The following is a 24,009-nucleotide window of genomic DNA, read 5'->3' as shown; positions in this document are numbered from 1 at the left end:
AGATGCTGAATCAGAACCAGAAGTAATTTAATATAGAACGAATATGAAAATTAAGAATATCATATATAAGGGCAGCTTGATGCTTGCATCTGTAGCGATACTTGCATCTTGTTCTGACCAATTGGATACGTTGCCAGACAACCGTACGACTTTGGACACACCAAAGAAGATTGCGGGTCTGCTTGTGACAGCCTATCCTGACCGTACACCGACGCTCTTTAACGAGTGGATGTCTGACAATACCGATTACATGGGAGCACAGAATAGCCAGGGTAATCGTGGTGGTGATCAGTACTTCTTCTGGCAAGAGCAGACAGAAGGTGGTAATGACTCTCCTGAGCAGGTGTGGATGCTTTATTATGAGGGTGTCTATAAGGCTAATGAAGCTTTGGCTGCCATTGAGGATCAGGGCGGTCCAAAGAACGATATACTTCGTAATTCAAAGGGTGAGGCTTTGCTCATTCGTGCCTATGACCACTTTATCCTTGCTAACGAATTCTGCCGTCCTTATAATGGCAAGACCAGTACAAAGGATGCTGGACTCTATTATGCAACAGGAATTGCAGACTTCTCTGCAGCTGCAGAACAGAGTAATCGTGGTACTGTAGCTGATGTCTATGCAAAGATTGCTGCTGATATTGAGGCTGGTATCCCATTGCTTAACGATACATATGAGGTGCCAAAGTATCACTTCAATAAGCAGGCTGCTTATGCTTTTGCAACTCGTTTCTACCTCTATTATGAGAAGTGGGAGAAGGCAAAGGAATATGCTGATAAGCTCTTAGGTAGTAACCCTGCTGCTTCTTTGCGTGACTATAGAGCTTTGCAGGCTATGCCACTGAGTAAATCAGAGCAGGCAGTAAAGATTGCTGAGGCTTATTGTAGTGCTTCTGCAGACTGTAACCTCCTTGTTCAGACCAGTGTCAGCAATGCTGGTATGGCTCTTGCACCATGGTTAACCAGTAAGCGTTATACACTTACTAACTACTTGGCAGAGACAGAGTTGTTCCAGAGTAATAACATCTGGGGTACATCGTCAAACCTCATTTGGAAGCCATTTACTGTTAATTCAGGTGAGAGTAACTTCGCTTTGTTGATGAAACTTCCACGTGAGTTTGAGATTCGTAATACCACAACAGGCTCTGGTTATCTCCGCACATTGAACGTTGACTTCACGATGGATGAGGCTTTGCTCAACCGTGCAGAGGCTGAAATCATGCTTGGTCAGAATGATGCTGCTTGTGCAGATATGACTATTTGGATGAAGAACTTCTTCAATACCAATGTGACCCTTACCCCAACAAGTGTACAAACTTACTTCAAGACAGTTCCATATGCATACGCTGATGCTGCTAAGATGGTACCAAGTTTCAAGAAGCACATCAACCCTCGCTTCACTATCGGTGCTGAAGGCTCAGTGCAGGAGTCACTCTTACAGTGCTTGCTGAACTTCCGTCGTATCGAGACAGTACATCAGGGAATGCGTTGGATGGATATCAGACGTTACAATATCGAGATTCCACGTCGTTTGATTGGTGCTAATGGTAGGCCTTCAAAGAACCTTGATTGGTTGGAGAAGGACGACCCTCGTCAGGTGGTACAGATTCCACAGAGTATTCGTGAGGCAGGTGTTGCAGGCAACCCAACCAAGGCTCTTGTAGCAGGTGCGAAGCTCGTTGACCTTTCTCAGTACAAATTGCCAGTACTTTCAGCGGTCAATCAGTATTCTGCTCCAGTAAGTGCACACTCTTTTTAATAGCTAATTAAAGGATTAAGAAATGAAGAAAAACATATTAGCTTTATCGCTGTTAGCGGCAGTGGCAGCAGGCTTCACTGCTTGTTCAGACGATAATTTGTCAAGCGAGAGCGTTATTAAGCCTTCTAAGGCAGCAAATACTGTCTTTGACAAGTGGCTGTACAAGAACTTCGTAGTACCTTATAACATTCAAATACAGTGGCGTTATGAGGACAATGAGTCGGATATGTCTTACTATGATGTACCAGCCGATTCAGCTCAGTCAGTGGAGTTAGCGCATATTGTGAAGTACACTTGTGTTGAGGCTTATACCGAAGCAGCAGGTATTGATTTCACACGTCGCTTCTTCCCAAAGCTTTTCAGCTTCTTGGGTGAGTTCGAGTATGGAAACAATGGTAGTATAAAACTCGGTACTGCTGAGGGTGGAAAGAAGATTCGTCTCTTGGGTGTTAATCATCTTGATAAAGTCAAGAACAATCGTAGCGCTTTGGATGAATATTATCTTAAGACGATTCACCACGAGTTTGTTCACATCGTGAACCAGACTAAGGACTACCCACGTGAGTTTGGTAAGATAACACCAACAGGTTATGTTAATGATTCGTGGCTTTCTGAGAAGTATGGAACAGGCTATGAGAAGCGTGGTTTCGTTACAGCCTACTCACAGAAGGAAGAACGTGAGGACTTTGCTGAGGTAGTAAGTACTTACATTATTTCTACCGATGCACAATGGAACGCTATCCTCAAGAAAGCAACCATTGTGGATGCTAATGGTGCAGAAGCAAAAGATCAGCCAGGTGTAACAGCTATTGAGAAGAAGCTCGAGATTGCTAAACGTTACTATAAAGAGACCTTTAATGTCGACCTTGATAAGGTGCGTGATACTGTCATTGAGCGTGAGAACAACGTTGTTAGTGGCAGTTATAATCTGACAAATCTTAATTATTAAGAAAGGATCATTATATGAAAGCAAATAAATTATTTATATATCTCCTACTTGCCTTGCCAGCTCTTTTCCTTCAGTCATGCCAGACAGAAGAAGAGAATGTCTTTGGAAAGCCTTACTCTGAGCGTATGGACGAATTCCTTCAGAAGGCACAGGAAACGTTGGTTGCATCGCAATATGGCTGGGCTTTAGACTATTATCCACAGAGAAACCAGGTTTATGGTGGCGTGGCTTATACGATTAAGTTCACCAAAGACAATGCGATTGTACGCTACGAGAACAATCCTGATGATGGCGAGGTAAAGTCATTGTATAAGATGAAAGAAGACGATGGACCGGTTTTGTCGTTTGATACGTACAACACTTTCCTCCACATTTATGCTACTCCAAAGAATGGTGAGTATCTCGGTAAGGAAGGCGACTTCGAGTTTGTTATTGATAGTATTGGTGCTGACCGCATCAAGATTCACGGCAAGCGTTCGTTGAATACTATGTATCTCAATAAACTCTCTGGCGAAGCTTCAGAATATATAGAGAAGGTAACAGAACTTACCAACCTCTTTGTTTTCTCTGATGTAGCTCTTAACATTGGTGGAAAGCCTTACACACTTGTTGTTACAGATAAGAATAATCGTCAGTTAGCTATCTATGATGGTGATAAGGTTGTTGCTGAGTCTGCTTATGCGTTTACAGATAAGGGAATCCGTTTGTATGAGCCTATTATGTTGAATGGCGTACAGTTGTACGACTTAACATTTGATAAGGCTACTGCTAAGTTCACAGGAACTGGTGTAGAGTCTACTGCTTCAACCGTTGATGTTAACCTCATTGCGAAGATGATAGGTGCTATCAACGCTTCTAATGGTGAGAAGACTATTACGAAGACCATTCCATATCTTAACAAGCTCGACATCAGTTGTGATGCATCATGGGTTCACCTCTCTAAGGATGGTGATAAGCTCATTATTAAGGTAGATGCTAATCCTATTGCAACGAATGCGCGTGGTGCAAAACTTAAGATTTCAAATGGTATAAAAGAGGCACAGGTTCAGATTATGCAGTTCGACCTTTCTGCACTCATGGGTACTTATGAGCTCACGATGAACTCATATGTATCAAAGGATGGAAAGATGGGCTTCTTTGATAATACTCGTACAGCACGATTGAGATATGTAGGTTCTGGTGCGAACCGCAAGTTCTATCTCAACGTTCACAGTGCTTATGGTTCAGATTATGTATTCCCATTGACCTACGTGGCTTCTGCTAATGCATTCTTGATGCAGGGTGGACAGAAGGTGATGACCTTCCAGGGAAATAATGTAAGCTATAGCATCGGTAATGCCTTTAACATCGATGAGAAGAGTGGTACAGGTACAGGAACAGGTGCTTACAACCTAATTTCCTTCACCATTGCAGACAATGGCGACATCAGCGCATCACTCTGTGGACCATTGTTCAGCATCTCTAATGGACAGGTACAGTATACTGGTTTGACTACTGAGAAAATCATTCTCTGGGCTTACACTGGCGAACCATTCACCTCTGAGAATCTTGCAGGTTGGTGGGATAAGTGGACTAACCCAGTACTCACCAAGAGGGCTTCTACATCTTCATCTGCCAAGCCTTCTATCTTGACAGAAGAGTCGTTAGAAAATACTGAGTCAGTATTGATGCCACAGTATCTACCAAACCGTGTTGCACGCTTCGATGTAGACTGGAACTCATTCCTCACAACATCTACAGCATCTCAAGTAAAACTAAACAAGTAAGTGTTTTATGAAAAAGATATTTAATATTTGTCTTCTCCTTGCTGTTACTGCAGGCTTCGTTGCCTGCAGTGACGACAACGATGCAGGTAGTAATTACTTGCGTGAGAACCCTGTGCAGGTGGTAAACTCAAAACTCACCTTTACTGCTGCGGCACAGAAGGGTGGGGTGAAGTTTACTGCACCTGCTGGCTCAACCGTCTCTGTCAGTGATTCATGGGCAACAGCTCAGCTGCAGAACGATTCTATCGTAGTCAGTGTTACTAACAACCCAGCCATTGACAGTCGTTCTGCAGTGTTGACGATCAAGAATGGTAATGATTCTACTAATCTGCCAATCTTGCAAGCTGGAGCTCTTTTCAAGTACAAAGGTGCTAAGTATTACGCTGTGAGTGATAAGGATACAACCCTCACTCTACCTTATACCGCATTAGGTGCTGAGCCTTCTATGGAGCTTGCTGATGCTGCCGATGCTTCTGGTGTGACATCAATTGAGAATAAGGACTCTGCTTTCGTGGCACATATTGGAGCTAACACAACAGGTGAGATTCGTACTTTCTCACTCGTTTTGAAGAACCAAGAGAATCGTGATACGATTACTGTGACACAGGGTGGCATTGACGACCTCGCAGGTAAGACCTATAGTCTCTATGGTTATGACCTTCTTAAGATGACCTCATCTACAACTGATATTAACACATTGGTTACGCAGATTGTTGGTACACTTGAGAAGAAATCTGATACTGAGTTGACCTTTAATTCAAGTGACACGGGTATGAAGATGACGCTCACCTTTGATCCTGCTAAGGTGTCATTGACATTGAAGGCTGGCGAATATGTTCTTTCAAAGAGAGTGAATGATACCACTTATTTCTACAGAACTGCTATTTGGGACATCAATCATTACGGTACATTCATGAAGCTAATTCGTCAGCAGACTGAAGCACATAGTACTGGTCAGGTGAGTGATGCTGATTTTGCTAAATTTCAGAAGGTTGTTCCTGGTATTTATAACTATTATGCATCAAATCAGTTGACAATGACAGCAAGAATGGCGTACTCTAAGGCGGATAAGATGGTTGCTGGTATTCTTGAGGATAGTGGTAAGAATGCCGCTTACATAAAGAGCTTAACGTATTTAGGACCTTTAGGTTTCCCTCTTAATTCATTTAATGGAAACGTCTTTGCGATCTATAAGTACAACCAGCAGGGAAGCCAGTTATACCTTAACGGTCCTCTGTTCTTGCTTCAGCCTGTGATGCTTTTCCATCCTTTAAGCACAAGTGCTAAGCCTGCTGCGTTCATGAAGAAGAGATAATGAAAGGTTGAGAAATTTTAAGTAGACGAGTAAACAAGTAAACGAGTTGACAAGTTAATTGTTTTGAGGGGTATGGTCCTTGGGATAATTAACTTGTCAACTCTTTTTGTGGTTTTGCATTCCTTGATGGAGACAGGGTAATGGAAGACATGGTAACAGAGTAATGGAAGACATGAGACAGGGTAATAATAGACATGGTACAGAGTAATAAGAGACATGGTACAGGGTAATAAGAGACATGGTAACAGGATATTCAAGACATGGTAACAGAGTAATGGAAGACATGGTACAGAGTAATAAGAGACATGGTAACAGGATATTCAAGACATGGTAACAGGGTAATAAGAGGTTCTTTCGAAATTATTGCTGTCCGGTAAAACTCAAATAACATATAAATCCTTGCGGAATTGTCTTTATATAGGTAATTCCGCATTCTTTTTTGAAATCCAAGCCCCCCTAATCAAATAAGTCAAGTTCTTTTGGTGGTGAATTTGCCTTTTCAGCTATTATGATGAGTTCATCATTTTGTGGATTTTCCATAAATGAGATGAAATCAGTGTAATACATCAGTGTGAGCCTCAGCATGGTTACCAGCTGCGAGAAGGATACGTGTCTTTTTATCATTCTGGAGATAATGGTACAAAGCAGATTGGCAATGAGTACCACCCATGTCTGTATCTGTATGGCATTTACACTGTCACCATAGAAGAAATGCAGTGGGAAGTTCTGTTTGAGCTGCTTGTAAAGGGACTCTATAGCCCATCTTCGTTTGTATATCTCCTCAAGGTCTTTTACATCGAGCTCAAAGTTATTGGTCAGCAGGACAACTGACTTATGGGAGTTATTACTCCACAGTTCTACACGTCTTGCTTCGTGCCGTATCTCTCCTTTCTCAAAGAGAATCTTCTTGTCTGTATGTGTAACCAATCCATCAGGGCTTACATAGGTTACTGAGGACAACTCCGTATAGGTGAGATTCTTCTTCATCTTGGTCACATAGCATACCCCTTCCTCTGTAAGTCGCTGGAACTGTGCATAATCAACGTATGCTCTGTCCATGGTAAGGGTAGCATCCTTAGGAAGATGCACTTCTTTAAGTAGATAATGATCATGCGTGGCGGCAGAGGTAAGCTGTACGACCATGGGAACGCCAACATGATACTTCATCACCGTATGAACCTTCATACCGCCTTTCTTCTTACCACTCTTGGGGTGTCTGCCTACACCCTTGAGTATGTTGTCAAAAAGGGTAATCGTAGTTGAATCCATCATATACAGAAGCTTTTCCCATGTCTTCTGTTCACCTTTAGGGCGGCTGTCCGATAAAAAAGAACCATAACGCTCTAAGAGGTGCGCATAAACCTTTGCAAAGAACTCTTGTGGGCGACGCTTGTTGGCATCAGCAAGCGTACTACGACGGACGACATAGTCGATGCCAAGATGATGCAGTTTGTTTACTTCAGCCTTCATGCCTATCTCCACTTCCCGAAGAGAATCAAAGTGTTTGAGAACACCGAAAAGCATTATGACAAGGTGAGTCCACCCATCAAGACGCTTCACATAAGCTTCACTTCGGGGTGTTTCAAGGCTAATTTGCTTGATTTGTTGCTTATCGAGTAATTTTATTACCTGATTATAGACCGGCTGTCCGATAAAATGTGTACTTTTGCCCATGTTATTGAAGTTTTATCGCAGAAACAAAAGTAACAAAAAGGGCTGAAATCCAAATACGGATTTTAGCCCTTAACTTTTATATGTGAAAAAGGGTTACCGGACAGCAATATTTCGAAATATGGAGGATAAATTAAAAGGCTTATATAATGGGCACACGGAGTCACGGAGTGGACGGAGGTAAACGCAATGTCACGGAGGTGCCGACGGCACATAGAGCGGCGGAGGTGTAGCGTACAGGTTCCTTATAACTTTTGGATAAATTGTTTGTGTATAGAATCTCTAATAAAGCTTGCAAATATGCTCCGTCGCTCTATGCACCGACGGTGCCTCCGTGCCTACCATTACTTTGTTTTATAATCCTCCGTCCTCTCCCTTTCTCTGTGTGACATTACGTCAAAGCGCATTACACCAAATTTATGAATACTCAAAAGAAGGGTCTGAAATTTATTTACAATAATTCCGCTTTCAAGGCTTAAAAGCGGTATGAAAAACGTGTATTTTACGGCCTTTGTAAGTTTCCTATAATCAGACTGTTACAAAGTTGGTTGATAAAAGGTGCTTAATTGGGTTCTTAAAGGGCGTCTTTAAGAGGTCAAAAGGGCGTCTCTTGGAAGCCAATTAGGCGTCTTTTAGAAGCCAAAAGAGCATCTTTTGAAATGAAGGGAGTGAAATTTTATTACAAAATGAAGGGTAAAGGGGGATTTCCCCAGCTCCCATTGAGTTAATAATTAATCTCAATGGAAGTTGGATAAACTCTGTAAGGATCGAAATACTCGGTACAGCTATTAATCATGTCTTGGAGATTTGCCTTCACATTCTTTCGATAGAGCTCTTTTCCGTTGACGATAACTGTCACAGGCTTGTTCATGTCTATGAGTTCGCTATTCAGATAAATACGTAGCCTACCGCCCTTTGCATTTGTGTAGCTGCGGTTAAATCTCATTTCAATACCCCAATGCTTGTCTCTCTCAACAGCGGTGTATTCGACCTCTTTGATATTAATCTTCACCACATTGTTGTGGATATTCATGTCATAGTAAGTGCGATTCTGCGTAGGAGAGCTTAACACTTGTAGGTTGTAGAAGCCCGAACGATGTCGCCCATCCATGTCATAATCTTCCCAGAGAACCGTCTTTGGATAGGGATTACGAACGAAATTCTTTAGCCATGGAGTAGTGAGGTCGTATTTAATATGATGCTGCATGCCAGGCAATAGGTTGATGCGATGAACAAAGAGCGGACGCTTGTCGGTATCAAGCGGTCGTACCAACTGAGCAGAGTCAAATGCAATCTGCGTATAATAAGTTAGAATATTACGGTAGAAACCAGTGTCATCCGCTCCTGTGAGGAATGAAAAACCAATGTTAGCACAGTTTTCTACAGGTGCATTTTTCAATGGTTCGCCACCAGCCATTGGACCCGCTGCAGCCCAATAGTCGGCATAGAAAGAGGCAAGACGCTGACTGCCATAGCCCCCTTCAGATATACCGAAGACGTAGAGACGATTAGCATCAACATTACCCTCGACAAATGCTTGTCGGATAAGCTTCTCCCAAGCAAACTGCTTAGCTACTTGCCACCAGCGATAGTAGTCGCCTTCATTAGGAATCTGTGGAATGAAATAGAGAGAAGGACCATCTTGGAATCTGTTTCCTAAGATAAGTCCGGTCGCCCATTCATGTTCCTTTGGACCAGAACCATGCAGATAAAGGAACAACGGAAGCTTTCCTGCTGTGCTTCCCTTTATACCATAGTAGTAAGGCATGACAGCATTCTTTTCCAATGCTTCTGGCAAATTCCACGATGCTTTTACGCCCTTCTGCAAGTCTTCAGGCTTTGCAAGTTTCTGTTCATTCAACTCGCGATTCGCCTCACACCATGCTGCCCACACCATCTTTTGGTTTTGTGCGATATCTTTGTTCTTTATCAGTTGCTGTATATCCGTAGTATAAGTCTTGTTACGTTGAAAGGCATCCTTGCTTTTCTGTTCTTCATTCTGCTTCTTTTTAAGCGTTTGAAGGAAGTAGTTTTTCACCTTCTCCTGCATATTACTTCCCTGTGCGTGAGCGTTATTGGTGATAGCAGAGAGCGCGAGCGTCAAGCCCACAGCTGCGATAAAGTTCTTGATAGGTTTCATTGTCTGTATTTTTTTATTTGGGTTTACCCTTCTTTGAATGATTTAGGGTTGCAGACAAAGGTAAGCATTTTTAGAGAACTGTGCAAGAGTTGCAGCCTCACCCCCAGCCCCTCTCCGAATGGAGAGGGGAGTGATTACCGTGATACCCCTATAGAAGATACTAAAAGGTATAATATTAATCTATAATACCAATCAATCTTGTAGGGGATATCGGTGACTACTCCCCTCTCCATTCGGAGAGGGGTTGGGGGTGAGGCTTCTTCTTCTCCATTCGGAGAGGGATTGGGGGTGAGGCTGTTAGAATCCACCGAATCCACCGCCCATAGGAGGACGACCGCCACCGTTGCCAGAAGGACGACCATTTGGACGTGGACCCATACCAGGACCATTGCGGTCGAAGTCTGGACTATCCTTTGGTTTAGGCATAGCGTTCTTACCACCAAAGAGGTTCAAACGGTAGGTAGCACGCAGCATGATATAGCTGTTAATACTATTGTATTCAGTATCTGTACGGCTCATAGAGTTGATGACACGTGAGAGGTTGCTCTGCTGACGTAAGATGTCATAGAACTGCAAACTGAAGGTCAGTGCATTGCCTTTCAACATACTCTGTGAGATTTGCGCATTCCAAAGTAGCTCATTGGTGTTCAATGAGGCATCGCTATATCCACGACGACTGTTCTGGTGAAGGTCGGTCGAAATGCTCATGTTCCAAGGGAGGTTAAGACTCAACGTACCACCATATGCAAACTGCCATGTACGTAGATTGCTCATACTCTGAAGATTATTCTTCGTGTTCGTATAATCTACTGAACCGTCTAACTCCAGTTCTAACCAAGAGGTACGATAGCTGGCAGCGAGTCGTTCTCCTAAGGTCAATGACTTCGTTATATTCTTCTCTAAGTTGCTTGTTCTGTTAAGCTGCAGATAGCTGACGTAACGATTGAAGTTAGCACGCGTAAAGGTGTGGAGATTCCATACGCCAGCAGAGTCGATACTTGTGTTATACATCAATCCTGCATCAGCATCCCAGTTACCATTTACGTTCACTGGCCGTATCGTACGTGCACCTGTGATCGCATCGTAGGTCACACTGTTGCCAATTGCATTTCGTGTCGTTGAGAAGTTCGCGAAAGTCATCAGCGCCTGTGAATGACTCTGCTTGTACGTGTTATAGAACAAGCGGAAGTTATTGGTGAAGGCTGGCTTCAAACCAGGGTTACCAACTGAAATATTCTGTGGGTCAGTGTTGTCGACGATACTCAACAGCTGACTCATCGTAGGTTGAGTGATAGTACCCTTATAATTGATACGCAGATTGCTCTGCTCGCTGAACTTATAACGGAAGTCGAAATTAGGACTCCAGTTGAATACAGTGCGCGCTGTGTCAACGTGTACCCCGAGGTAATCCTGCATGTAAGTAGAGTGCTGTGGCTGGAACATCACACCCACGTTCATCTTCCACTTATCACGAATCATTCGCATCATCACCTGCATGTCGTGTGTATAGGTGCGATACTCAGAGTAACGACTCAAGTTATCATCGAGATAGCTTGCCAAAGGATTGGTCAGCAGTCCGAGATAATTGTCCCATGAACGATAAGCTGGTTGCAGACTACCGAAGGTTCCTGAAGGCATAGCAGAGAGATCGTAGGTGTCACGGTCGCTCTTTGAGAAGCCATACTTAAACTGATAGCTGAACTGCAGGTAAGTCTTGCGGGCTATTGGCTCGCTATAAGTAGCCTGTAGGGCATAGTCCCAACTCTTTGTTGGCATAAGGTTGTAACGATAGGCACGATAAGTAGAGTCGTTCCCGAGTGCATCTTGCAACTGGAAATACTGAATATCTTGCGTTGAGAAGGTCTTTGAATCCGAATCACTATAGTTACCATCTACGCGCAAAGTAACGTTTCTTCCGTTGCTTGAGAGCTTGCGATTCACCTGCAGCATAGCACCCAAAGCGGTGGTATTACCATAACTTATGGTCATATTACGCTGTGTATTCACCATCGTTCCCAATGCTTTCAGCTGTGCGATAGAGGCTGCTGACAATGGATCATCAACTGTTTCGTATGGGTCAGCGTTATAGGCAGCAGAAGAACTAACCACCTGTCCGTCGTTCTTAGTGAGTCTGATGTTTGGTCGGAACATAATATTCCATACAGAGTCAGGTCGCCACTCCAAGCGGAAACGGCCGTCCCAAGAGTTCGTTCTGGTGTATTCTTGTGCGAGACGGTTGGCAAATGAGCCCTGACTTGCTACGAAGTTCTCACTTGATACACGTGTATTCAGGTCGCCATTAGAGTGGTTCCAACGCACACTACCATCCCACTGCAGGGTGTTCCCATTGTCATAATTCATGTTCAGACCCACCATCTTGGTCGCATTCAATCCCTGTCTTACGCCACCGAAACCGCCACGTGGACCACCACCGAAGCCCATGTCGTTGACATTATTGGCTGATGCAAAGCCCATCATACGGAACTTATTGTTGAAATAAGCGCCCATCGCCTTCTCTGAATAGCGGTTATGCGTACCGATACCGAGGTCAATATTAGAGAATAAACCCTTGTTCATTCCCGCTTTGATACCAAAGTCGAGTACAGTTGACTCGTTACCATCATCGATACCCGTCACACGACTCAAGTCACTCTTTTGGTCGTAAGCCTTAATAGTTTGTACGATAGAGGTAGGGAGATTCTTCATCGCGGTCTTGGTATCGCCCACCATGAACTCCTTTCCATCAACAAGTATCTTCTTAACTTCCTTACCATTAATCTTAATGGTTCCATCACTCGACACTTCCGCACCAGGTAATCTCTTTACAAGAGCCTCAATCGTCGAACCTTCTGGTACGCGATAAGCCGAAGCATTGTACTGGAAGGTGTCGGCTTTTACGACAACTTTCGGTGCACTTGCCACAACTTTCACCTCTTTCAAAGTGCGTGAGTCTACTTGGAAGTCTAACTGACCCACTGCCACATCCTGCTCATTGGCAATGGTAATGTTCTGAAAAATAGTCTTGTAACCTACATAAGATGCTTTCAAGATGAATCGTCCATTGCTCGGAGCCGTAATCTTAAAGCTTCCTGCTTCATCTGATGTGGCACCAACAACATAGCTACTGTCCTGCTTCAACAGCTGAACAACAGCAAATGGTACCTTCTCTTTTAACTCTCCATCGTAGAGTGATCCTGTAATTGTTCGGTTCTGTGCCAGCATCGATATAGAGCCAGTCAGCAGAAGAACAAATGTCAACAGTCTTTTTACCATAAGTTTATTGTTAATTTCTAAATCTTGTCGTTGAACGATATATATGACGACGAGAATGTGATAAGGTTTAATGCAGGTTAATATTTTATTGAAAAAAGATTTCAAGATGCTTATATATAAGAGGTGTTTGGAGTTTAGGGCAGAATGTTATTGGTTCTTTAGTGGTGCTGAAGTCATTTGATAGTAAACAACTTGCAAACACTGCACACGGAGTAAGTGATGTGCGCAAAAACATTGATTTGAGTATTAAAGTGTGTGAAATAACTATGTAATTCTATGTTTGTGTAAAAAGAAAAGGCGTATTTTTGTATTGAATATTAAAGGAGAAAGCTTATGAGACAGAATATTATTATATCAAAACAGTTCAAGCGTGAATTGGCAACAGCCATCTCAGAATGTGAGAAGGATAAGATCTTTGTACTCGTTGATGAGACGACACATGAGAAATGTTGGGAACTTATCAAGGATGATTTCTGTCTGAAGCAGGCACAAGTAATTACGATTGGTACGACTGATAGCAGTAAGACGCTTGACACGTTGGCTTCTGTATGGGAAGCATTGCAGCAGGGAGGAGCCACACGCCACTCACTGTTGATAAACCTTGGTGGTGGTATGGTGACCGATCTTGGTGGTTTTGCTGCCTCAACCTTCAAGCGTGGAATCAATTTTATTAATATTCCAACTACATTGCTTGCGATGGTAGATGCCAGTGTGGGTGGTAAGACGGGTGTGAACTTCGGAGGATTGAAGAATGAGATTGGCGTGTTTAGTGAGGCTGATGTCGTTCTCCTTAACACCGAATGGCTTAAAACACTCGATACGGAAAACATCCGAAGTGGTTATGCTGAGATGTTGAAACATGGTTTGATAGCTGATGAAGCAATGTGGGCAGAGCTGATAAACTTTAATCTTGCACAGCCAGACTTACAGCAATTGAGCGGAATGCTTTGTAAGAGTGTGCAGGTAAAGGAGTGTATTGTTCAGGAAGACCCACATGAAAAGGGTATTAGAAAGGTATTAAATCTCGGACATACTTTTGGTCATGCTTTTGAGTCATGGTCATTAGAAAAGAATCCAATTCTTCATGGTTATGCAGTGGCTTTCGGCTTGATAGCTGAGCTTTATCTGTCTGTTGTGAAGACTGGCTTCCCAACGGAACGTATGCGTCAGACGGTCAACTTCATTCGTGAGTATTATGGCACATTAGCTATTACATGTAATGATTATCCTAAACTCATTGAGTTCATGCACCATGATAAAAAGAATCGTGGTAATGAAATCAATGTTACGCTCTTAGGTGGTATTGGTGATGTCCGTATCAACCAGTCTGTCAGTGAGGATGAAGTTAAGGAAGCCCTTGACTTTGTGCGTGAGGGGTAAGTAAAGGGTATTGGGCTAATAAGGCTAATAAGGCTAATAAGACTAATAAGGCTTAAGCCTAATCACCAATCTTATCCTATTAGCACTCCCCTCCTTTGGAGGGGTCGGGGGAGGCTTTTTACACCCCCTCTTCCTCTGCCTTCTCCAACTCACTCTTTGGCTGTTGTTGTGGCTGGTCGCTTGGTGTATCAAGTTGTGTAGCCTTACTGATTCGCATGCGGCTCATATTATCGATGGTTACATCCAATGGTACATACTCATCGCTCTTTGGATCAGGTGAACCCACACTTGCACCAAAGTAGAGTTTGTTACCCTCTGCACGGTCGAACATGAAACCAATCAGTGCGCCATCCTTACCATATTGGTTATCAGTGTATTCTCTAAAATCATCTTTCGTAAGTGTACGCTCATAAAAAGATGAACCATCTTGACGAAGAATCTGTACTTGGAACTTGTTATCGTAGTATTTACGTCCGTCTTCATCACTGACGATTGACAATGACTTGTCTGCAAAGCGGTGGATACGAATCGTATAGGTACTACCCATCCATTCTATCTTCTTCTCATATTTGAAGTCGGTCATTGGCTGTGGACCGCTTGGTACCTTTGGTTTAGGTGCTATCTTGGTGATAATATCGTTTGATTTCTTTTCTTGCTTGCAGGCTGTGATACCAAAAAGTATCAAGCCCAAGCTTAATAATTGAAATATCTTTCTTGTCATAATGCGTAATTCTTGTACGCAAAAGTACGTATTTTCTTTGAACCCTGCAAGAATGAAGTGTAAAAGATAGCTTTTCAAGTGGGGTAACGATACCGGATTATAAGGATATGGATAGGATATAAAGAGGTAGATTCTCTATTTCCTGAGATCGCTAATCAAACATGAATCTCTCATTAGTATGCTCAGCATAAAGTCACTATTAAAATGGTGTTGACCCTGCGCACCAATGGTGCGGACGCTCCACACCGTTGGTGTTAGGCGTCAACACGTAGCTTATCGATGCTAATGAGTTAGGATGAAAATGCTGGATATAAAAAAAGGATGCACGAAATGTGCATCCTAAAGAGATTTTATTGAGAAACAACCTGTTACACAATGAGTGAAAAGACCACCTTAGGCGTCTTTGATGCACTCCTTTAGTAAATTGATAAACTTCTCTTCACCCAATCCTGAACGCTCAGAAGCGGTGCGGACAGTAGCTTTCTTGAGAATCAACTTACCCAATGGTGTGTTTAGCATTTTGAAAGATGGATAGCGAGAAGCGAGTTCTTTCTTCAGATTTGGATAAGCTGTAAAGAGGTCTTTCAGACGTGTGTCTGGTGTTATCTCAATAGGAGTGTCTGATTGTGCAGCAGACGCTTCGTCGTCTTCATTGTCAGAAGGAGTAGTGTTTGCAGCACTTTCCTCTTCTTTTCCAGCCCATGTCAGCAAGGTCTGTGAACCTGTCAACTCACGGATATGTGTGCAATCCTGCATCATCTCGAGTACACCACGGAAGCGACCTTCTGCATCGCGCACAGCAAAGTAAACGATGTAGATAAACACTTCTGGCTTGTTAATCCAGAACTCGGCTTTATCTTGTTCGCCACTACGGAATTTCTCTACGATTTCCTCAACGATGTGTACACTCTTACGTGGGTGGCAGTTAGACACCTGTCGTCCGATAACATTCTTCGATCTTGGGAAGATACGATGGTCGGTATCTGAATAGAACTTCACCAATTCGTTCTCGTCTACGAAAGAGATGTCTACTGGCAGATGCTTATAGATAAGGTTTATCTGCTCTAAGGTCAGCTTACCTGTTGCCACATCCAACTCCTGCTGTGGTCCTGCAGAGTAGCCATACTTGCTGAGCAATGCCTGCAGGTCTTCTGCAAAGCCCTTTTGAGGTGTTGAGTGTTGAGTGTTGGGTGTTGATGGTGTGTCTACTTTGAAGAAGGCAAAACCAATCTCTTGGTCGCCCGACTTCATGTCCTCAAACTCCTCTGCCGAGATAAGAGCGTATGAAGTAGGGTAGAGGATAGTCTCCTCCTTTTCCATCAAGTCGCGTGCATAGGCGATAAGCTCATTTTGTTTAGCGATGAAAGCTTCATCTTCGCCAGCCTCTAAGAGTCGGAGTGAATCCTTAATCTCATCACGAACGATGTCGTCAAAGTTCCACATTGTTGTCGTTGGGCGGTCGAATCCTTTCTTCTCCAAAAGTGGATAGAGCTGATTCTGCTTACGGTGATAGTGGATAGGATACTGACGAATCTGGTCGTAGAGTTCTAACCACTGGTTTTTAATGACAGGATATTGTACAAGATCCTCGACCGCAAGGAGCAGTCTTCGCATCTCGTCATTCTCTTTATAATAATGTGAGAGTGGGTGATCCTCTGGTACATCAGGGCGGCTGTAGTCCATGAAACCTTCAACGAGTTCAATAATCTTGCGCATGTCTGCACGGATACACTCGTCGTCCTCACGCGACTTCATGTTTTGTTCGATGAAGGCAAGGTGATAAGGGCGAATCTTTCCTATCTTTGTCTTCATCACTTCGCGTGCCTCTTCTAATGAGAGCTGTCCTGTTTCATACTTTTCTTCAAGCTCAAGCATTGCCTGCATTTTCTCCATCTCAATTGCTGGGAGAAAGTCTTTCATCTTATTTGCCATAACTTTGTTACTGATTTTTATTATTTCTAATGCAAAGATACTGAGTTATTGGGAAATACAAAGATAACATATGTTACCTTATTTAGTTAAATAATGATAATTTGTTATTTGGATTTATGTAATGGTTTGAATGATTAATGTTTTACCTTCTATTATTTCTTTACTTTCCCATAATTTATTATCTTTGCCATAGTTTCGTTGGATAAATTATTTTAGGGATAATTTATGACCTTCTTGTGCATGAGAGAAAAAAACCGAAAGCTCGGACTTTATCTATCGTCACAAGAAATAGAAAGTTTGACCTCTTTAGACATTACAACAGATAACGTATAAGAAAAAAGTATGGGACTACAAACAAAACGCCTGCTATTGAGAGCGTGGAAAGAAAGCGATGCTGAAGCATTATACAAATATGCTCGGAATCCAAACGTTGGTCTGATTGCTGGTTGGCCACCGCATACAAGTGTAGAGAACAGTCGTGAGATTATAAAGGTAGCATTCTCTGCTCCTGAAACCTATGCGGTTGTGTTGAAAGAAACAGGTGAAGCTATCGGTTGCGTTGGAATAATGGCTGTAAGAAGTGAAGTCAAAAGCGCAGATATGGCAGACAACGAGTGTGAGATAGGTTATTGGATTGGTGAACCCTATTGGGGACAAGGCTTGATACCTGAAGCCGTAAACGAATTGCTTCGGTATGCGTTTGAGGACTTAGGGAAAACTACAGTTTGGTGTGGGTACTACGATGGCAACGAGAAATCAAAACGAGTACAAGAGAAATGCGGATCCGTTTACAGTCATACAGAAGGCAATAAACCTGTTCCAATGTTAAATGAGGTTCGCACAGAACATTTTACTAAAATCACTTTAGACGATTGGAAGAAACTGCGTCGGTAGTTTGAAATAAATTACAAAAGAGGTTATGACAAAAATAAACTTAATAATTATGCTTTTCCTTGTCGTATTTATGATTCACGAATACGAGGAAATTATTATGTTTAGGCGTTGGATTGACAGGAATAGGGGAGAATTGAGAAAACGATTTCCTAAAATCGAGTCGTTCTTTACTCGACATGGACCTTTCGATTATTCCACTTCCACCTTTGCCGTTGGAACTGCTCACGAGTTCATACTTGTTTCTGTTGTTTCGTTTTGCTCGGTTTGGACAGGTCAATATCAATTGTGGTTTGCTGCATTGACAGGATATTCCGTTCACTTGTTAATGCATATCGTACAGTGGATTGTATATCGAAAGTATGTGCCAGTTATCATTACAAGCCTCCTAACATTGCCTTACTGCATCTATTCTTTTGTTGAATTCTCAAAAGTAACAGTTCTATCCTTCTCGCAAATGGTTTTATGGGCAGTTATTGGTATTGTTCTTACCATACTAAGCGTGTTTTCTGCATTCTTCTTTATGGATAGGTTTCAACGTTGGGAAGAAGGTAATAAATAAGAAATAAATGATGGAAGAATATTATAAGATAAACAAAGAAGCGTGGAATGTAAGAACAAGAAATCAGTTGTATTCTTCCTCATAAATTTATTATCTTTGCCATAATTTCTATGTAATATTCATAGCATTATGATTAAGTTTTGCAAAAGCATTATGTATAGGGATAATAATTATACCAGAATTGTTGGAAAAGAATATGATAACGAAAACATTGTTTTGCCCTGATATTCTTCTGTAATTCATTAAAAATAGTTGAGAATATGACTTGTAATGTTACAGAAATGTGGATTATAATCAGATTATTTGTAACTTTGCAAACAGATATATCAAAGTTTATAAAGTTATGAAAGGATTAGGAATTAGTGAAAGGAACTGCTATCTGCTTATTAATTGTAGGATAGGATTAAGTCCATCTAAATAAACTTGCTAAGATTATTATGAAGCAAAAGAAACATTATGAAGGATTGACTGACACAGAGGTGTTGAAGAGTCGTGAGCAATATGGGGCTAATGTGCTAACACCCCGAGAGAAGGAACCACTATGGAAACAGTTCTTGGAAAAGTTTGAAGACCCACTGATTATTATTCTGCTTATTGCGGGTTTTCTCTCTATTGCTATCTCTTGTTGGGAGTATTGGGGCCTTCATGTTGAAGATGGCGCAGCCGTTTTCTTCGAACCAGTCGGTATATTCCTCGCTATCTTCTTGGCTACGACGATTGCTTTCTTCTTTGAATTAAAAGCGGATAAAGAGTTTGCTATTCTCAATCAAGTGAACGATGAAGAGGAGGTAGAGGTTATCAGAAATGGAAATACAACAACTGTTGCTAAAAAAGATATTGTAGTTGGCGATATTGTTATTATCAATACGGGTGCTGAGATTCCTGCTGACGGTAGGTTGTTGGAGGCTATCTCATTGCATGTTGATGAGTCTACACTGAATGGAGAGAGCGTACCTGCCTATAAATCGGTAAAAGAAGAGGAGTTTGAAAAGGATGCTTCATACGCTACGAACCAGGTGTTACGTGGTACGAAGGTAATGGAGGGGCATGGTATCTTTCAGGTTGAGGCTGTAGGCGATAGGACTGAAAATGGTAAGGTGTTTGAGGCTGCACAAATTGATGATAGCGTTAAAACACCTCTTAGTGAGCAACTTGATGGACTGAGTGTGCTTATTACTAAACTAAGTTACGTCTTTGCAGGACTTATCATTGTAGGTAGATTAATGGTGTTTTTCCATTGGAGTCCTATTGTTTGGACCTTAACCATTCCTACAATCGTATTTTTTTGGCTTGTTATCACGAAGTTTGATGGTTGGAAATGGTATTCGAAAACAATTAGCACTATAGCGTATTTCTGTATTCTGATGGCGTGTGTGATTGTTTTCCACGATTGCCTTATGCCTGATAAGAGTATGGCAGGATTGCTTGCTCATGCACTGAATACAATGATGATTGCCGTTACATTGATTGTTGTTGCAGTGCCAGAAGGCCTTCCTATGGCTGTGACGTTGAGCTTGGCTTATAGTATGCGCCGAATGATGAAGACCAATAATCTTGTACGTAAGATGCATGCGTGTGAGACAATGGGGGCTACAACAGTTATCTGTACGGATAAGACGGGTACGCTGACGCAGAATCAGATGCGTATTTATCAAACTCAATTCTATGCTTTAGCTAATCAGACATTAGATGATGGTCTTGCTTCTTGTTTGTTGAAAGAGGGGATAGCTGTCAATTCTACTGCCTCAATAGATTATACGGATGCAAGTAATCCTAAGGTTTTGGGCAATCCTACTGAAGGAGCATTACTACTTTGGTTGAAGGATAATCAGGTTTCTTATCAGGAACTGAGAGAGGCTGTGCAGGTTATTGATGAACTCCCTTTTACTACGGAACGGAAGTATATGGCAGTGCTTGTAAACTCTGCTTTGATGGAGGATAAGCAGATTCTCTATGTGAAGGGTGCGCCAGAGATTGTCTATGGTCTTTGCAAACAAACTGATTGTAATGTGCCGAAAGAGGAGATTGAACATCAGTTGGAAGGCTATCAGGAGCAGGCTATGCGAACTTTGGGCTTTGCCTATCAGATTATAGATCGTAAGACAGAGGTCTTTAAGGATGGACGGGTTGTTGCTGATAATCTAACTTTTCAGGGTATTGTCGCAATTAGCGACCCTGTGAGAAGTGATGTGCCTGGGGCTGTGGCTGAATGTATGAAGGCGGGTATTGATGTGAAGATAGTTACAGGTGATACCGCAAGGACGGCAAAGGAGATAGGTAGACAAATTGGCTTGTGGACAAGTAATGATACGGATAAGAATATTATTAGTGGTCCTGACTTTGCTGCTCTTTCTGATGATGAATTGGATAAGCGGGTGAAGGATCTGAAGATTATCTCTCGTGCTCGTCCGTTAGATAAGAAACGTCTTGTGGAATCATTGCAGCGTTGTAATGAGGTGGTCGCTGTTACGGGAGATGGAACCAACGATGCACCTGCGCTACAAGCGGCTCATGTGGGACTTTCGATGGGTGATGGTACTTCTGTTGCTAAGGAGGCTTCGGATATTACGATTATCGATAATTCTTTTAGTAGTATTGGTAAGGCTGTGATGTGGGGACGTTCGCTTTATCAGAATATACAACGTTTCTTACTCTTTCAGCTAACCGTCAATGTTGCGGCTTGTTTCCTCGTACTTGCTGGTGCGTTTATGGGTACGGAATCTCCGCTGACGGTAACGCAGATGCTGTGGGTAAATCTTATTATGGATACCTTTGCTGCAATGGCGTTGGCTTCTTTACCTCCGTCAGAGAAAGTGATGAAGGATAGTCCACGTGATAGGAATGCCTTTATTATCAATCGTTCTATGGGCTGGAATATCATTGGTGTGGGTGGTTTCTTCTTTGTGCTGCTATTGGTTTTGCTCTATATATTTGAGCATGCTGATATTACTGCATTGAGAGATATTCTTCATTTGCAGCTTGGTGAGGTTAATGGACTTAGCCCATATGAGCTGACTTTGATTTTTACTATCTTTGTGATGACGCATTTCTTTTATCTGTTCAATGCGCGTGCTTTTGAAACTGGACGTAGTGCGCTTCATTTTAAGGGGTGTCGTGGATTGCTCTTTATTATCTCAATTATCTTCATTGGACAGATTGCGATGGTGGAACTTCCTATTCTGCAGAAGTTCTTTAATATCGTTAAGGGTGGTCTATCTTTTGAAGATTGGGCTATCATCTTGATTGGTTCCTCTTTAGTCTTATGGGTTAGAGAGGTTTGGCATTTGATAAAGTCGTCTAAAGAATAACTGAATGGGGGGATGCCCCCTTTTGTGAGTGATTGAACATTTTGATGGAATTGTCCATGGTGCTGTGATTACAGAAAGTTTTATCGTGGATTGATATATATAATAAGGTGTAATACGGTTTATTTCCTCTCTAACGAAGAAAAAACACTTTTTCGATAAAATTTTCTCTCAAAACATTTGGAGATTACACAGAAAGTCTATAACTTTGCATTCGCTTTACAAAACAAGCCACCTGGCAAGTTACTTAAAGCAGTAAAGAAAGAGTTCTTTGAAAAGATTTACATAAACAGAGAAGTAGTACAAGAAGCGTCTGTTTGATTTTATATCAAATGGATGGGTAAAAGAAACGAACCGATCAATTCATTGTCCCTGCTTTTGAGGCATCGCCTCAAAACTAAAGGAACAAAAGAAAAGGTGCTTTTTACTTGATACTTTTAGGATAAGCGTTCTGAAACAGAGATTACTCGGTGGAGTGCTTGGGGATATTGGTATTCATTATCACCTATCACTTATCACCAACACATATTTTACAATGGAGAGTTTGATCCTGGCTCAGGATGAACGCTAGCTACAGGCTTAACACATGCAAGTTGAGGGGAAACGGCATTGAGTGCTTGCACTCTTTGGACGTCGACCGGCGCACGGGTGAGTAACGCGTATCCAACCTTCCCATTACTGTGGGATAACCTGCCGAAAGGCAGACTAATACCGCATAGTCTTCGATGACGGCATCAGATTTGAAGTAAAGATTTATCGGTAATGGATGGGGATGCGTCTGATTAGCTTGTTGGCGGGGTAACGGCCCACCAAGGCAACGATCAGTAGGGGTTCTGAGAGGAAGGTCCCCCACATTGGAACTGAGACACGGTCCAAACTCCTACGGGAGGCAGCAGTGAGGAATATTGGTCAATGGACGGAAGTCTGAACCAGCCAAGTAGCGTGCAGGATGACGGCCCTATGGGTTGTAAACTGCTTTTGTATGGGGATAAAGTTAGGGACGTGTCCCTATTTGCAGGTACCATACGAATAAGGACCGGCTAATTCCGTGCCAGCAGCCGCGGTAATACGGAAGGTCCAGGCGTTATCCGGATTTATTGGGTTTAAAGGGAGCGTAGGCTGGAGATTAAGTGTGTTGTGAAATGTAGACGCTCAACGTCTGAATTGCAGCGCATACTGGTTTCCTTGAGTACGCACAACGTTGGCGGAATTCGTCGTGTAGCGGTGAAATGCTTAGATATGACGAAGAACTCCGATTGCGAAGGCAGCTGACGGGAGCGCAACTGACGCTTAAGCTCGAAGGTGCGGGTATCAAACAGGATTAGATACCCTGGTAGTCCGCACAGTAAACGATGGATGCCCGCTGTTGGTACCTGGTATCAGCGGCTAAGCGAAAGCATTAAGCATCCCACCTGGGGAGTACGCCGGCAACGGTGAAACTCAAAGGAATTGACGGGGGCCCGCACAAGCGGAGGAACATGTGGTTTAATTCGATGATACGCGAGGAACCTTACCCGGGCTTGAATTGCAGAGGAAGGATTTAGAGATAATGACGCCCTTCGGGGTCTCTGTGAAGGTGCTGCATGGTTGTCGTCAGCTCGTGCCGTGAGGTGTCGGCTTAAGTGCCATAACGAGCGCAACCCCTCTCTTCAGTTGCCATCAGGTTAAGCTGGGCACTCTGGAGACACTGCCACCGTAAGGTGTGAGGAAGGTGGGGATGACGTCAAATCAGCACGGCCCTTACGTCCGGGGCTACACACGTGTTACAATGGCCGGTACAGAGGGACGGTGTAATGCAAATTGCATCCAATCTTGAAAGCCGGTCCCAGTTCGGACTGGGGTCTGCAACCCGACCCCACGAAGCTGGATTCGCTAGTAATCGCGCATCAGCCATGGCGCGGTGAATACGTTCCCGGGCCTTGTACACACCGCCCGTCAAGCCATGAAAGCCGGGGGTGCCTGAAGTCCGTGACCGCAAGGATCGGCCTAGGGCAAAACTGGTGATTGGGGCTAAGTCGTAACAAGGTAGCCGTACCGGAAGGTGCGGCTGGAACACCTCCTTTCTGGAGAGGATGCTTATTAGTTGATTTAGTTGATAAGTATTTAAGTATACATGTCAAGAAGTTAACGGTAATCAAGGAAATAAAAGAACCTTTGGTTCGTTTTTCTTCTTGTACTCACTGCACTCTGTTTTAAGAATAAGAGAAAGGAAGTCTGGCATGAGAAGCCGCAGTGCTTTCTTCCAACTCAGTCCTATAGCTCAGTTGGTTAGAGCGCCACACTGATAATGTGGAGGTCGGCAGTTCAAGTCTGCCTGGGACTACACATCGGCGTTAAGCCAATGTGTA

13 protein-coding genes, 1 tRNA gene and 1 rRNA gene are annotated in these 24,009 nt (G+C 42.8%); 10 read left to right on the top strand and 5 right to left on the bottom strand.

Features of this window, described 5'->3' with window-relative positions:
- Positions 1-43 precede the first annotated feature (43 nt).
- The 4 genes from HMPREF0659_RS10865 to HMPREF0659_RS10850 are packed head-to-tail and all read left to right on the top strand — an operon-like array spanning position 44 to position 5,786.
- A complete protein-coding gene (locus tag HMPREF0659_RS10865) occupies positions 44-1,756 on the top strand; it encodes a RagB/SusD family nutrient uptake outer membrane protein (protein WP_013265765.1) in 1,713 nt (570 codons plus the stop codon).
- A 22-nt stretch (positions 1,757-1,778) separates the two neighbouring features.
- Positions 1,779-2,705, top strand: coding sequence for a zinc-binding metallopeptidase (locus HMPREF0659_RS10860; RefSeq protein WP_013265739.1), 927 nt, complete (start codon positions 1,779-1,781; stop codon positions 2,703-2,705).
- Positions 2,706-2,719: 14 nt separating this feature from the next.
- Positions 2,720-4,471, top strand: a complete 1,752-nt coding sequence (locus HMPREF0659_RS10855) for a DUF4302 domain-containing protein (RefSeq protein WP_013265642.1) — start codon at positions 2,720-2,722, stop codon at positions 4,469-4,471.
- Positions 4,472-4,478: 7 nt separating this feature from the next.
- Positions 4,479-5,786: a BACON domain-containing protein gene (locus tag HMPREF0659_RS10850; RefSeq protein WP_013265197.1), complete on the top strand. Its 1,308-nt coding sequence runs from the start codon at positions 4,479-4,481 to the stop codon at positions 5,784-5,786.
- Between the two features lie 456 nt (positions 5,787-6,242).
- Here the strand turns inward: HMPREF0659_RS10850 and HMPREF0659_RS10845 are convergent, their stop codons facing one another.
- The 3 genes from HMPREF0659_RS10845 to HMPREF0659_RS10835 form a co-directional block, all read right to left on the bottom strand.
- Positions 6,243-7,460 (bottom strand): IS4 family transposase, encoded by a 1,218-nt coding sequence (locus HMPREF0659_RS10845; RefSeq protein WP_044046110.1) that lies wholly within the window; start codon positions 7,458-7,460, stop codon positions 6,243-6,245.
- 721 nt (positions 7,461-8,181) lie between these two features.
- On the bottom strand, positions 8,182-9,597 hold the full coding sequence (locus tag HMPREF0659_RS10840) for a hypothetical protein (protein WP_013265574.1): 1,416 nt from the start codon (positions 9,595-9,597) through the stop codon (positions 8,182-8,184).
- Between the two features lie 297 nt (positions 9,598-9,894).
- Complete coding sequence (locus tag HMPREF0659_RS10835) at positions 9,895-12,870, bottom strand: TonB-dependent receptor domain-containing protein (RefSeq protein WP_013265694.1); 2,976 nt, start codon at positions 12,868-12,870, stop codon at positions 9,895-9,897.
- Between the two features lie 333 nt (positions 12,871-13,203).
- On the opposite strand from HMPREF0659_RS10835, the gene aroB reads away from it, so the two are divergent.
- Entirely contained in the window at positions 13,204-14,250 is a 1,047-nt protein-coding gene (gene aroB, locus HMPREF0659_RS10830) for a 3-dehydroquinate synthase (protein ID WP_013265151.1), read from the top strand.
- Positions 14,251-14,368: 118 nt separating this feature from the next.
- On the opposite strand, the gene HMPREF0659_RS10825 is transcribed toward aroB, so the two are convergent.
- Positions 14,369-14,971, bottom strand: coding sequence for a DUF4738 domain-containing protein (locus tag HMPREF0659_RS10825; RefSeq protein ID WP_013265185.1), 603 nt, complete (start codon positions 14,969-14,971; stop codon positions 14,369-14,371).
- A 393-nt stretch (positions 14,972-15,364) separates the two neighbouring features.
- Positions 15,365-16,903: a DUF438 domain-containing protein gene (locus HMPREF0659_RS10820; RefSeq protein ID WP_013265717.1), complete on the bottom strand. Its 1,539-nt coding sequence runs from the start codon at positions 16,901-16,903 to the stop codon at positions 15,365-15,367.
- A 342-nt stretch (positions 16,904-17,245) separates the two neighbouring features.
- Between HMPREF0659_RS10820 and HMPREF0659_RS10815 the strand changes: the two genes are divergently transcribed.
- The 5 genes from HMPREF0659_RS10815 (at position 17,246) to HMPREF0659_RS10795 (ending at position 23,984) form a co-directional block, all read left to right on the top strand.
- Positions 17,246-17,797, top strand: coding sequence for a GNAT family N-acetyltransferase (locus HMPREF0659_RS10815; protein ID WP_013265378.1), 552 nt, complete (start codon positions 17,246-17,248; stop codon positions 17,795-17,797).
- A 25-nt stretch (positions 17,798-17,822) separates the two neighbouring features.
- Entirely contained in the window at positions 17,823-18,356 is a 534-nt protein-coding gene (locus HMPREF0659_RS10810) for an HXXEE domain-containing protein (protein WP_013265277.1), read from the top strand.
- A 437-nt stretch (positions 18,357-18,793) separates the two neighbouring features.
- Positions 18,794-21,664, top strand: a complete 2,871-nt coding sequence (locus HMPREF0659_RS10805; protein WP_044046109.1) for a cation-translocating P-type ATPase — start codon at positions 18,794-18,796, stop codon at positions 21,662-21,664.
- Positions 21,665-22,193: 529 nt separating this feature from the next.
- A 16S ribosomal RNA gene (locus HMPREF0659_RS10800) occupies positions 22,194-23,724 on the top strand.
- Positions 23,725-23,910: 186 nt separating this feature from the next.
- Positions 23,911-23,984 (top strand) — tRNA-Ile (locus tag HMPREF0659_RS10795).
- Positions 23,985-24,009 lie beyond the last annotated feature (25 nt).

Source organism: Prevotella melaninogenica ATCC 25845, from assembly GCF_000144405.1.
Classification (GTDB): domain Bacteria; phylum Bacteroidota; class Bacteroidia; order Bacteroidales; family Bacteroidaceae; genus Prevotella; species Prevotella melaninogenica.
Note: the sequence above shows the minus strand (reverse complement) of the source record. Positions and strands in the feature narration are given on the sequence as shown.